General features: G+C 60.3%; 11 protein-coding genes. 1 reads left to right on the top strand and 10 read right to left on the bottom strand.

Features of this window, described 5'->3' with window-relative positions:
- Positions 1-111: 111 nt before the first annotated feature.
- From ACWKV4_RS16935 to ppsA, 8 genes are all read right to left on the bottom strand, one after another.
- Entirely contained in the window at positions 112-1,167 is a 1,056-nt protein-coding gene (locus ACWKV4_RS16935; protein ID WP_483833161.1) for an OmpA family protein, read from the bottom strand.
- A 111-nt stretch (positions 1,168-1,278) separates the two neighbouring features.
- Entirely contained in the window at positions 1,279-1,845 is a 567-nt protein-coding gene (gene sigX, locus ACWKV4_RS16930; RefSeq protein ID WP_483833257.1) for an RNA polymerase sigma factor SigX, read from the bottom strand.
- A 115-nt stretch (positions 1,846-1,960) separates the two neighbouring features.
- A complete protein-coding gene (locus ACWKV4_RS16925; protein WP_483833162.1) occupies positions 1,961-2,785 on the bottom strand; it encodes a mechanosensitive ion channel family protein in 825 nt (274 codons plus the stop codon).
- A gap of 2 nt (positions 2,786-2,787) precedes the next feature.
- Positions 2,788-3,033 carry a CrfX protein gene (locus tag ACWKV4_RS16920; protein ID WP_483833163.1) on the bottom strand — a complete coding sequence of 82 codons (246 nt, stop codon included), beginning with the start codon at positions 3,031-3,033 and terminating at the stop codon, positions 2,788-2,790.
- A 69-nt stretch (positions 3,034-3,102) separates the two neighbouring features.
- Complete coding sequence (locus ACWKV4_RS16915) at positions 3,103-4,098, bottom strand: zinc transporter ZntB (RefSeq protein ID WP_483833258.1); 996 nt, start codon at positions 4,096-4,098, stop codon at positions 3,103-3,105.
- Between the two features lie 76 nt (positions 4,099-4,174).
- Positions 4,175-4,474 (bottom strand): Rieske (2Fe-2S) protein, encoded by a 300-nt coding sequence (locus ACWKV4_RS16910; RefSeq protein ID WP_483833164.1) that lies wholly within the window; start codon positions 4,472-4,474, stop codon positions 4,175-4,177.
- Positions 4,475-4,499: 25 nt separating this feature from the next.
- Complete coding sequence (locus tag ACWKV4_RS16905; protein ID WP_483833165.1) at positions 4,500-5,507, bottom strand: alpha/beta fold hydrolase; 1,008 nt, start codon at positions 5,505-5,507, stop codon at positions 4,500-4,502.
- Positions 5,508-5,641: 134 nt separating this feature from the next.
- Positions 5,642-8,011 carry a phosphoenolpyruvate synthase gene (gene ppsA / locus ACWKV4_RS16900; protein WP_483833166.1) on the bottom strand — a complete coding sequence of 790 codons (2,370 nt, stop codon included), beginning with the start codon at positions 8,009-8,011 and terminating at the stop codon, positions 5,642-5,644.
- Between the two features lie 193 nt (positions 8,012-8,204).
- On the opposite strand from ppsA, the gene ppsR reads away from it, so the two are divergent.
- On the top strand, positions 8,205-9,023 hold the full coding sequence (gene ppsR / locus ACWKV4_RS16895) for a posphoenolpyruvate synthetase regulatory kinase/phosphorylase PpsR (RefSeq protein WP_483833167.1): 819 nt from the start codon (positions 8,205-8,207) through the stop codon (positions 9,021-9,023).
- 116 nt (positions 9,024-9,139) lie between these two features.
- Here ppsR and prpF read toward each other — a convergent pair whose 3' ends face one another.
- The gene (gene prpF / locus ACWKV4_RS16890; protein ID WP_483833168.1) at positions 9,140-10,318 is read right to left on the bottom strand and encodes a 2-methylaconitate cis-trans isomerase PrpF; all 1,179 of its coding nucleotides are present in this window, start codon (positions 10,316-10,318) and stop codon (positions 9,140-9,142) included.
- A gap of 24 nt (positions 10,319-10,342) precedes the next feature.
- Positions 10,343-12,943, bottom strand: a complete 2,601-nt coding sequence (acnD, locus tag ACWKV4_RS16885; protein WP_483833169.1) for a Fe/S-dependent 2-methylisocitrate dehydratase AcnD — start codon at positions 12,941-12,943, stop codon at positions 10,343-10,345.
- Positions 12,944-12,970: the final 27 nt, after the last annotated feature.

Raw genomic sequence — 12,970 nt, 5'->3', positions numbered from 1 at the left:
CGGAATCTATAATCAGATTCCGGATTTTCCTGCTACCCAAGGATTAGTCAACAATCCTTAAGTGAACAGCATTGCGGGCAATGCCCGGGCTTTTCCTGAAACTCAGACCAATTACTTGGCTTGGGCTTCTACTTCGGCTTCTACGCGACGGTTAACAGCGCGACCAGCGTCGGTGGCGTTGTCAGCCACTGGGCGGGTTTCGCCATAACCAACGGAGTTCACGCGAGTACCTTCCACGCCATACTGGTTGACCAGAACGTTACGAACAGCGGCAGCGCGCTTCTCGGACAGCTTCTGGTTGTAAGCGTCAGTACCAACGGAGTCGGTGTGACCTTCAACAGTAGTGGTGGTGGCTGGGTACTGCTTCATGAAGTCAGCCAGGTTCTTGATGTCGGCATAGCTGTTAGGCTTGACGACCGACTTGTTGAAGTCGAATTTCACGTCCAGTTCAACACGAACGGTTTCAGCAACGGCTGGGCAGCCATCCGCGTCAACGGTGGTATTGGCAGGGGTGTTAGGGCACTTGTCAACGTTGTCGCAAACGCCATCGTTATCGGAATCGGAGCACACTTCAGCAACTGGAGCCGGCGCTGCGGCCACTTCCTGCTGCTTGGCGCCGCCACCGAAGTTCACGCCAACACCCACGCTTGGAGCCCACTCGGTCTCGCCACGGTCGATGTTGTACATGGCTTCAACGCCAGCACGTGCGTAGATGTTCTCGGTGAAGTAGTACTTGGCGCCGCCACCTGCGTTGAAGAAGGTGGAGTGGTCACGGCCTTTGTGGCCATGAGCTTCGACGTTGCTGATGCTCTGCTGCGAGAAGCCAGCGGAGAGGTACGGGCGCAGGCCTACACCTGGGGTACCGAAGTGGTACACGGCGTCCAGGGCAGCGTTGCCACCGTGGATTTTCTGGCTGTTGGTGCCGTTGTTCGACCGAATGTTGTGGATGCCGTCGTAGCCCAAACGCAGCTCAACGTCGTCGGTCAGGAAGTAACCGATCGAGCCACCGTAGAGGTTGGCATCGTCCAGGTCACGCGAACTGTCGGTGTAGTACTTCTTGGTGAACAGCTCACCCTCGACTGCGCCTTGGCCTTGTGCCAAAACGCCGAAAGAAGTTGCGGCAACAAGAGAGCCAATGGCCAGGCCCAAGGTGTTTTTCAGTTTCATCCGTTAAATCCCCATCTGGTGATTGTTAAGCGATCCCACCAGCACTGCGTGGGACAACTCGGCGGCAAGTCTAGCAGAACTTGCACGCCACTTAGAGAGAACCGCGCACCGTTAAGTTTCCAAAACGTTCGCGAATTTCTCGCGCAGCTTGTCGAGCGCGCGTTTGTACCGCATTTTAGTCGCGCTCAAGCCCATGTGCATGATGTCTGCGATCTCCTGAAATTCCAGCTCGGCTACGAAGCGCAGCACCAGAATCTCCCGGTCGATCGGGTTCACATGCACAAGCCAGCGGTCAAGACCGCCACGCTCCTCAGGTTTCGGCGCTTTTTCCTCCGAAGCCTCTTCCATCGGGTCAAGACTCAGCGCATCCATCAGCCTACGCTTGCGTCTCTCCTTCCGGTACTGCGTGATGCATTCGTTGTAAGTGATGCTGTAAAGCCACGTTTTAAATTTCGACTTACCTTCGAAATTCTTTAGGCCGTACAGCACCTTCAACATCACTTCCTGACAGACATCATCAGCATCGCGATCGTTCCCCAGGTACCTGGCACATACGTTGAAGAGCGTGCGCTGATAGCGCCGCATCAACTCCTCGTATGCACGCGTCACATGGAAAAGCTCTTCATGCGAACGAGCCACCAGTTCCTCATCGGAGAGTGCTTGTGGGTCGTAGCGCAAGGAAGGCGTTGGCACTGTAGTCAAAACGGTTCGGGCCGCAGGTCAGGTCAGGGCCACCTGCCCCATCAGGGGCGGGTGGTTTTTCGCGGCGGGCATACTAGCAGAATACGCACGTCTAGCGACTACTGACCTTTTCCGCAAGCAGGATCCTATTAGACAACGACACTAGCTCACCTGCATCCGTGAGGACCGTAGTCTTCACGGTACCAATTTCCTCTATCAGCCCTTCAAGCTCGCCAATGCGCACCTGCTGGCCCACCTGATACAGCTCGCGTACATAAATGCCCGCCAGAATTTGCCCGGCGATTTCTCGACTGCCCAGCCCCATGGCCAAGGCCACGGCCAGACCAACGGTAATCAATGCAATAACGATTACATGGTTAAGCAGGTCGGTCTTGATCTCAAGCTGGCTGATCGCGACTGAAATACTGATCACGATCACCAGCCACTGCGCTACTCGCCCCAGGCCGCCGGCGTATTCGATGCCCACACCCTCGGCGGCACCGCGCACAATACTATTGACCAATTGAGCCAGCAGCACGCCTACCAGCAATACCAGCACCGCGCCGAATACCTTGGGCAGATACAGCGCAAGCACGTCCAGGGTCGCCGACACTCGCTGCAGCCCCAAGGATTCGGCGGCGGACACAAAGAAAATAAGCAGCACAAACCAGTAGACGATTTTGCCCACCAGCGTAGAGATGGGCACGCGTATGCCTACCCGGCCCATCAATTTAGTAAGCCCGGTACCTGCCATCAGACGATCCAGGCCTAGCTTGGCCAACAACCGCGACAGCAGCGCGTCGAGCAGTTTGGCGACCAAAAAGCCCAACAGCACCACAACCAGCGCGCCAAACAGGTTAGGAATAAAATTAGCGACTTTGGTCCACAGGGCAGTCATCGCAGTGACCAGGCTTTGGGTCCAGAGGTCCAGTTCCATGTTCAATCAGCCTTATCCGCGACCTGCGCGGTACGGGTACGACGGGTAACAGGCGCGACGTGCGGGGCACCTTTGCTTACAGCGAGCATGCCGGCCTGAAAGCAGCGGCCGATCAGCCCGAACAGGTCCTGGGCGCCCACTTGCCGGTTCGCGGTCTTGAGCACGCGGTCCAGGCATGCGTTATCGTCGCGGCCGGCGGGGGCAGCGTTGAGCATGTCTCGCAAGGACTGTTCAAAAGGATCGTGCATGGTCACCTCACCAATGTGCTTAAAAAGACGCAGGCAAGTTGCACTAGGTCACATTTGGGTGAGAAAGCTTTATAGCCAGCGCAGCCGCCGATACAGCAACCACTGGGCTACGGCCACTGCCAGCGTCACGCCACAGGTGATCAAAAAGCCGTGGGGGTTGTCCGCCGCAGGAATGCCGCCCACGTTCATGCCTAGCAGACCGGTAATAAAGGTAATGGGCAGGAAGATCCCCGTAACCACCCCAAACCGGTACATGGTGCGGTTCATGCGTTCGCTCATCTGTCGCTGTTCGGCTTCCAGCAGCAGCGCCACTCGCTCACGGCTGAGCTCCAGCTCTTCCAGGTAGCGGATCAGGCTATTGTTGAGTTCATTCCAATAGTCGCCATCCTGGGCCGCGCACCAGCCGGGTGAATTGCGCGCCAGCAACGCGAACAAATCCCGTTGGGGCGCCAGAAAACGCCGCAGCCCTGCCGCCCTGCGTCGCAGGTGCAGGAGGCTGGAATGTTCCGGCACATAACCTTCCTCGGCATCCACTCGCTCCTCTTCCGCATCGAGGGTTTCAGTGAGCTGATCGACCACTGCCTGGATTCGCTCGGTCAGCCGTTCCGCCAGGTAGAGCACCAGGTCGGCGGCATTACGCGGCCCGTCACCAGCGGCCAGGCGAGCTAACAGGTCTTCGGTGGCGCGCAACGAGCGTAGCCGCAGGGAAATCACCCGTCGTTCTTCAGCGAAGATCCGTACCGAGACCATGTCTTCGGGCTGGGCGCCCGGATTGAGGTTGATGCCCCGTAAAAACAGCAGAAACTGCGAATCAGGCAAAGGTACCAAGCGTGGCCGGGTGTTTTCTTCCAGCAACAGGTCGCAGCTGAAGTCATTCAGGCCACTGCGCTCACGCAGCCAGGTGTGGGTCTGCGAGCTGCCGCGGTCCCAATGTAGCCACAGGCTTTCAGGCTCGGCCAAACGCAGGCTGGGCAGCTCAGCCAAGGTAATGGCGCGGGCACCGCCTAGTCCGTCGAGGACCAGCGCATGCACCAGCCCGGTTGAGGCAATGGGTTCAAGCATCAGCGGTTGCTTATCCTTTTATATGAGCAAGGGTATCGGGCACTGCAACGCTAAACGTGTGAAGTTCGTGGCTTGGACGTTACAGCTCAACACCTAGGCGGTCGCCATCATAGGCCAAGGGCCAGCGGATAAGCGAGCCGCACACGCCCTGCTGGGCCCGCCCGCTGTGTACATCGAAGGCCAAGCCATGGCGAGGGCAACGTAGCACGCCCGCCTGCAGCGTGCCGGTGCTCAAGGGGGCGCCTTGATGGGGGCAGCGGTCTTCGAACAGCAAGTGCTGGCCCTGGTCGACGATCAACAGCAAGTGTTTACCGGCCACGCTGAAACCGCGCTTATAGCCTTCGTCGAGGTTGATAAGGCGCTCAAGGGGTACGAACACAAGTCACCTCGCAAGTGGCATTCGCTCACAGCTTAGCGGCTACTGGTGCAACAGCCACCGCTTCGGTGGCGCTGGCCTGGGGCAGCAGGCGCGCAGGCGCGGCGAGCCATCGCTGGATTTGCGGCCATACCTGAGCCTGCGCTGCCTTGCTGACCAGCATGTCAACATGGCCAAAGTCTTCACTAAAGCCTTGGGCCTTGCCTAATAAAAGGAACTGGCCTTCACCGCCGAAGCGCTGGAACAACTGCTCACATGCCCAGGGCGGGCCTTGAGGGTCCCCTGCTCCCGCGACTGCCAGCAAGGGCACGGTGACTTGGGCCAACCCTGTTTGCCAGTCATCACCGCCGCGCCCGGAGCGCCGACGCAGGCCGTGCCAACGCAACAGTTCCAGGGCCACCCCCGCCGGTTCATCCTCCGGCCCGCGCTTGAGCCGTGGCCCTGACAGGTGGTCCAGCCCGCGCAACAACACACGCCCCAGCCAATTCAGCGGCGTCACGGTCACCGGCCAAGGCGCTCGGCTCACTTGGCTGCCAAACAGCCCAACGCCCGCCAAGCTATCGCTGGCCAGATAACCCAAACCCAGCGCCATGGCTAAGGTGGTACCACCCAAGGAATGCCCCAACCAATACGGGTGCTGCCCGCTAAGCTCGGAAACGAAGGCATGAATCGCCGGCAGGTCATAACGGGCGTAGTCCGCCACACGGTTGTGCCGATAGCGCTGGTTGCGCGGGGACAGCCCATGGCCACGCATTTCGGGTATCCACACATCGAAACCAGCACGGGCCAGAGTAGCGCCTAAGCCAACGCCTTTGGGGGAGTACCAGAAACGGCGGTTGGAGAAACTGCCATGGAGCAGCACCACCGGCACGCCACGGGCATCGGGGGTGTCGGCCAGGCCCAGGCGTGTAACGGCCAGCTCTACGGTGAAGTCATCACTGTTACCGGCCTTGATGCGGTAAACGTCTTCGCTAAGATCGCCACACCGTTCCGCTCGGAGCAATGCGACTGGAAATAAACGGCTGCTGCTTTGCATGGTTCACAGGTTTGATAATAAGAAGAAAGCGTTCGAAAGGCCGCCCTGCCCCCGTAGCAGCCGGCCTTGGCCGCGACCAGGTCAATACCATTGCCCGGCATTGTCTCATAGCAGCCGCGGCGAGGATTATCGCTTCACGCCTGCCCTTCTGCCAGGAAGAACCAGGTTTCCAAGACGGAATCGGGGTTCAGCGACACGCTTTCGATGCCCTGCTCCATCAACCATTTGGCCAGGTCTGGGTGGTCCGAAGGGCCTTGGCCGCAAATGCCGATGTACTTCCCGGCTTTGTTACAGGCCTGGATAGCGTTAGCCAGCAGCTTCTTCACGGCAGGATTTCGCTCGTCGAACAGGTGCGCGATGATGCCGGAGTCACGGTCCAGCCCCAGGGTCAACTGGGTCAGGTCGTTCGAACCAATGGAGAAACCGTCGAAGTATTCCAGGAACTCCTCGGCCAGAATGGCGTTGGACGGCAGCTCGCACATCATGATCACCCGCAGGCCGTTCTCGCCACGGGCCAGGCCGTTGGCAGCCAGCAGGTCGACCACCTGTGAGGCTTCACCGAGAGTACGCACGAAGGGCACCATGATTTCAACGTTATCCAGCCCCATCTCGTTGCGTACACGCTTGAGCGCGCGGCACTCGAGTTCGAAGCAGTCGCGGAAGGCTTCGCTGATATAACGCGACGCGCCGCGGAAGCCCAGCATTGGGTTTTCTTCCTCAGGCTCGTAAAGCTTGCCGCCGATCAGGTTGGCGTATTCGTTGGACTTGAAGTCCGACAGCCGCACGATCACCTTCTTGGGATAGAACGCCGCCGCCAGGGTGCTGATGCCTTCGACCAGCTTCTCCACATAGAAACCGACCGGGTCGTCGTAGCCTGCGATGCGCTTATCGACGCTGTCTTTGATGTCAGTAGGCAGGTCGGCGTAGTTGAGCAGCGCCTTGGGGTGCACGCCGATCATACGGTTGATGATGAATTCCAACCGGGCCAACCCCACCCCTGCGTTAGGCAACTGAGCGAAGTCGAAGGCGCGATCAGGGTTGCCCACGTTCATCATGATCTTGAAGGGCAACTCGGGCATGGCATCGACCGAGTTCTGCTTGATATCAAAGCCCAGCTCACCCTCGAAGATGTAACCGGTATCACCTTCTGCGCAAGAAACGGTGACACCCTGGCCATCCTGCAACAGCTGGGTTGCGTTACCACAACCCACCACGGCAGGGATGCCCAGCTCACGGGCGATGATGGCCGCATGGCAGGTACGGCCGCCACGGTTGGTGACGATAGCGCTGGCGCGCTTCATGACCGGCTCCCAATCCGGGTCGGTCATGTCCGACACCAGTACGTCACCGGGCTGGACTTTGTCCATTTCAGATACGTCGCGGATAATCCGCACCTTGCCGGCGCCGATGCGCTGGCCAATGGCGCGGCCTTCCACCAGCACGGTGCCCTTTTCCTTGAGCAGGTAGCGCTCCATCACGTTGCCGCTGGAGCGGCTTTTCACGGTTTCCGGGCGGGCTTGCACGATGTACAGCTTGCCGTCGTCACCGTCCTTGGCCCACTCGATATCCATGGGGCGGCCGTAGTGTTGCTCGATGATCAAGGCTTGCTTGGCCAGCTCGCTCACTTCGGCATCGGTCAGGCAAAACCGCGCACGCTCGGCTTTATCCACGTCCACGGTTTTCACCGAACGCCCGGCGCGGGCCTCGTCGCCGTAGATCATCTTGATGGCCTTGCTGCCCAGGTTACGCCGCAAAATCGCCGGGCGCCCAGCCTGGAGCGTGCCTTTGTGCACATAGAATTCATCGGGGTTCACGGCCCCCTGTACCACGGTCTCGCCCAGGCCGTAGGCGCCGGTGATAAACACCACGTCACGGAAGCCCGATTCGGTATCCAGGGTGAACATCACCCCAGCGGTGCCGGTTTCAGAACGCACCATGCGCTGTACGCCTGCCGACAGCGCCACGAGCTTGTGATCGAAGCCCTGGTGAACGCGGTAAGCGATGGCGCGGTCGTTGAACAGCGAGGCGAATACTTCCTTAGCGGCACGAATCACATTGTCCACGCCACGAATGTTAAGGAAGGTTTCTTGCTGGCCGGCGAAGGACGCATCAGGCAGGTCTTCGGCGGTGGCCGAGGAACGCACGGCCACGGCGATATCTGGGTTGCCCCTGGAGAGCTCGGCGAAATGGGTACGAATCTCTTCGTTCAACTGTTCTGGCAGCTCAGCTTCCATGATCCACTGGCGGATTTGCGCACCCGTACGGGCCAAGGCGTTGACGTCGTCTACATCCAACGCGTCGAGGGCAGCGTGAATTTGGACGTTCAGCCCGCTTTGCTCGAGGAAGTCACGATAGGCTTGGGCGGTGGTGGCAAAACCGCCCGGTACCGATACCCCGGCACCGGCCAGGTTACTGATCATCTCGCCCAGGGATGCGTTTTTGCCCCCCACATGCTCTACATCATGGACGCCGAGCTTATCGAGGGAAACTACGTACTCTACCAAGGTGATCTCTCCACTAAGGGGGTTGGAACGCTCAGGGCCGGACGGCGTCCGGGGGCACGAAACACTTCTTGTAGAACCTACCAAACCAGCAACTGCCTACACACCTAACCAGGGCGCAAGATACAACGCCAAGGCTAGCGAAACGGGCCTATGATACCCAGGATTCTTCCCCAGCTTAAGGCCCGGCGCGCATATGAAACGATCGGCTTTTTTTATCTCCGACGGCACTGGCATCACAGCCGAAACCCTCGGCCAAAGTCTGCTCGCGCAATTCGAAACCATAACCTTCAACAAGTTCACGCGCCCCTATATCGACAGCATTGAAAAAGCCAGCCTGATGGTGCAACAAATCAATGCCGCGGCTGAACGCGATGGGGTGCGGCCCATCATTTTCGATACCATCGTCAATCAAGACATTCGAGACATACTGGCCACGTCCAACGGTTTTATGATCGATATCTTTTCCACCTTTTTGGCGCCGTTAGAGCTCGAATTGGGCTCACATTCGTCTTATTCAGTGGGCCAATCGCACTCGATCGCGCGTAACGCCAACTATATGGACCGGATCGAAGCGGTGAACTTCGCCCTGGATAACGATGATGGCGCGCGTACCCATTATTACGATAAGGCCGACTTGATACTGGTAGGGGTGTCGCGTTCAGGCAAGACACCGACGTGCCTGTACATGGCGATGCAGTTCGGTATTCGCGCGGCGAACTACCCACTGACCGAAGAAGACATGGAACGCCTGCAACTTCCACAGGCGCTAAGGGCACACCGGCACAAGCTATTTGGCCTGACCATCGACCCGGACCGGCTCACCGCCATACGCCACGAGCGCAAAGCCAATAGCCGTTACTCTAGCTATGCCCAATGCGAATTCGAAGTGCGTGAAGTAGAAAGCCTGTTTCGCCGCGAAAACATCCCTAATATCAACTCCACGCATTTTTCGGTGGAAGAAATTTCTGCCAAGATCCTGGTGGAAATGGGCGTGGAGCGGCGGTTTAAATAAACGTTTAGGTGCCCTTGGCCTAGCCTGCCGTAGGAGCGAGCGCAAGCTCGCGAAGATACGGTACAAGCAACCACCGCGCCCTGTTCGCCAGCTTTGCTGGCTCCTACAACGTCCTATCAAACCGGCACGCGCACCCAACCCTCCATCAACACCCGGGCGCTGCGGCTCATGCTGGCCTTGGTCACCACCCAATCCTGGCCCACTTGCCGCGCTTCGGCGCCTACCCTGAGCACACCAGAAGGGTGGCCGAAGCGTACGCAAGGCCGGGCGCCGCCAGCGGCCAGGCTCACCAGGGTGCCGGGAATGGCGGCGGCGGTAGCAATAGCCACCGCCGCGGTACCCATCATGGCGTGATGCAGCTTGCCCATGGACATCGCCCGTACCAGCAGGTCAACGTCCGTGACCGCGATGGCCTTGCCGCTGGAGGCCACATAGGGTGCAGGTGGCGCTACAAAGGCCACCTTAGGCGTGTGTTGCCGCGTGGCCGCCTCCCCGGGTTGGCTTATCAAGCCCATGCGCAAGGCGCCAGCCGTACGGATGCACTCGAACCGAGTCAGCGCCAAGGGGTCGCCGTTAATGGCCTCTTGTAGTTCGGTGCCGGTGTAGCCCAGCTCGGCCGCGTTGAGGAAGATCGTTGGGATGCCGGCATTGATCAGGGTAGCCTTGAACGTGCCAATGCCTGGCACCTCAAGGTCCTCCACCCGTTGCCCGCTGGGGAACATGGCGCCACCCTCCCCCTCGCTGTCCTCGGCCGGGTCGAGAAACTCCAGGCGCACCTCGGCGGCGGGAAAGGTCACACCATCGAGCTCGAAGTCGCCCGTTTCCTGTACCTGTCCGTGGGTCATAGGCACATGGCTGATAATGGTCTTGCCGATATTGGCCTGCCATATGCGAACACTGGCCATACCGTTCTCTGGCACGTTTACCCCGCTTACCAGGCCACTGCTAATGGCATAGGCCCCAACCGCCGCGGACAGGTTGCCGCAGTTGCCGCTCCAATCCACAAAAGGCGTATCTATAGCCACTTGGCCGAACAGGTAGTCCACGTCATGCCCCGGGCGGTCGCTGGGCGCGAGTATCACCACCTTACTGGTGCTGGAGGTGGCACCGCCCATGCCATCGGTGTGTTTGCCGTAGGGGTCCGGGCTGCCGATCACCCGCAGCAGCAGGGCATCGCGCGCAGGCCCCGGCACTTGGGCCGCTTCAGGCAGGTCTTGCAGGCGAAAGAACACGCCCTTGCTGGTACCACCGCGCATATAGGTGGCAGGGATTCGGCATTGCGCTGGATAAGCCATGGCGGTGCGTCCTGGTGCCCGCGCTTAGACGAGCGCGGTGGTGGATTCAAGAAAATCGCTGGCGAAGCGTTGCAGCACTCCACCGGCGTCATAAATGGACACCTCTTCGGCGGTGTCCAGCCGGCACATCACAGGCACCTGCAACTGTTCGCCATCACGCCGGTTGATCACCAGGCTAAGCATCGAGCCGGGCGTGCGAGCACCGAGTACGTCGTAGGTTTCGGTGCCATCGAGCGCCAGGGTCAGGCGATTGGTACCTGGCAAGAACTCCAGCGGCAGCACCCCCATACCGATCAGGTTAGTGCGATGGATGCGTTCGAAACCTTCGGCCACGATGGCTTGCACCCCTGCCAGGCGTACCCCCTTGGCGGCCCAGTCCCGTGAAGAGCCCTGCCCATAGTCAGCGCCAGCAATGATGATCAGCGGCTGCTTACGCGTCATGTAGGCTTCGATCGCCTCCCACATGCGCAACTCGCGCCCTTCGGGTTCCAGCCGCGCCAGAGACCCTTGCTTCACCTGGCCGTCGGCGCTTCGCACCATTTCATTGAACAGCTTGGGGTTGGCGAAGGTGGCGCGCTGCGCGGTGAGGTGGTCCCCGCGGTGGGTGGCGTAGGAATTGAAGTCTTCTTCTGGCAGGCCCATGCGCGCCAGGTACTCACCGGCGGCGGAGTCGGCCATGATGGCGTTGGAGGGCGACAGGTGGTCGGTAGTGATGTTATCTCCCAGGATCGCCAGGGGTCGCATGCCGCTCAGGCCGCGCTCACCGGCCAAGGCCCCTTCCCAGTAGGGTGGGCGGCGAATGTACGTGGTAGTGGGCCGCCATTCATACAGCGGGCTTACCGCCTCGCGGCTACCCGGCTGCACCGCGAACATGGGGATATACACCTGGCGATATTGCTCAGGCTTGACCGAGGCCTGTACCACGGCGTCGATTTCTTCGTCTGTGGGCCAAAGGTCCGCCAGGCGAATCTCGTGCCCATCCGGGCCCAGGCCCAGTACGTCTTTTTCAATGTCGAAGCGGATGGTGCCAGCAATGGCGTAGGCCACCACCAGTGGCGGCGAAGCCAGAAAGGCCTGGCGCGCATAGGGGTGGATACGCCCGTCAAAGTTACGGTTGCCGGATAGCACCGCCGTGGCGTACAGGTCCCGCTCGATGATTTCCCGTTGGATGGCCGGTGTCAAAGCTCCGCTCATGCCGTTACAGGTGGTACAGGCAAAGCCCACCACGCCAAAGCCCAGGCGTTCAAGCTCTGGCAGCAGGCCGCCCTCTTCCAGGTACAGCGCAACGGTGCGCGAACCTGGCGCAAGAGAGGTTTTCACCCAGGGCTTGCGCACCAGGCCCATGCGGTTGGCATTACGCGCCAGCAAGCCTGCCGCGATCATATTGCGGGGGTTATTGGTATTGGTGCAGCTGGTGATTGCAGCAATGATTACAGCGCCGTCGGGCAGCTTGCCGGGTTCGTTTTCCACCACGCCAGATACGCCTCGGGCGGCCAGTTCGCTGACCGGCAAGCGCCGGTGGGGGTTGGAGGGCCCGGCCAAGGTGCGCACCACGGTGCCCAGGTCGAAGCTCAGCACGCGCTCATAGCGTGCCTGGGCAAGGTCCGCCGCCCATAGCCCGGCCACCTTGGCGTAGGTCTCAACCAGTCTGATCTGCGGCTCTTCCCGCCCGGTCAGGCGCAGGTAATGGATCGTTTGCTCGTCGATGGCGAACATCGCCGCGGTGGCACCGTATTCGGGGGCCATGTTGGCAATGGTGGCGCGGTCCCCCAAGGTGAGGTTGCGCGCGCCTTCGCCGGTGAATTCCAGGTACGCCCCCACCACCTTCTGCTGGCGTAGAAACTCAGTCAACGACAGCACCACATCGGTGGCGGTAATGCCCGGCCCTGGCTTGCCAAGCAGGGTAACGCCCACGATCTCGGGCAAGCGCATCCAGGAGGCGCGGCCCAGCATCACGCTTTCGGCTTCCAGCCCGCCCACGCCAATGGCGATTACCCCCAGGGCGTCCACCATGGGCGTGTGAGAGTCCGTGCCCACCAGCGTATCGGGGAACGCCACGCCGTCACGGGCCTGGATCACCGGTGACATTCGCTCCAGGTTGATCTGGTGCAAGATGCCATTGCCTGGAGGGATCACGTCCACGTTCTTGAAGGCGCGTTTGGTCCAGTCGATAAAATGGAAGCGGTCTTCGTTACGGCGGTCTTCGATAGCGCGGTTTTTGGCGAAGGCATCAGGGTCGTAGCCGCCGGATTCCACCGCCAGGGAGTGGTCAACGATCAGTTGAGTAGGCACCACCGGGTTCACTTGGGCCGGGTCGCCGCCGCGCTCGGCGATGGCATCGCGCAGGCCGGCCAGGTCTACCAGGGCCGTTTGCCCCAGAATGTCATGGCACACCACCCGCGCCGGAAACCAAGGGAAGTCCAGGTCCCGCTTGCGTTCGATCAACTGCAGCAGGCTCGCTCGCAGGCTGGCAGGGTCACAGCGGCGCACCAGGTTTTCCGCCAGCACGCGGGAGGTGTAGGGCAACTCGGCATAGGCCCCGGGCTGGATGGCTTCTACCGCGGCGCGGGTGTCGAAGTAATCCAGGTCGGTACCGGCGAGGTGTTTGCGATAGTCAGTGTTCATGGCGGCTAGGGCTCGGTCACGGTAGGT

The sequence above is a fragment of the Pseudomonas artemisiae genome (assembly GCF_057128685.1).
The sequence above is the reverse complement of the archived record's forward strand: the minus strand, read 5'-3'. Positions and strand labels throughout refer to the sequence as shown.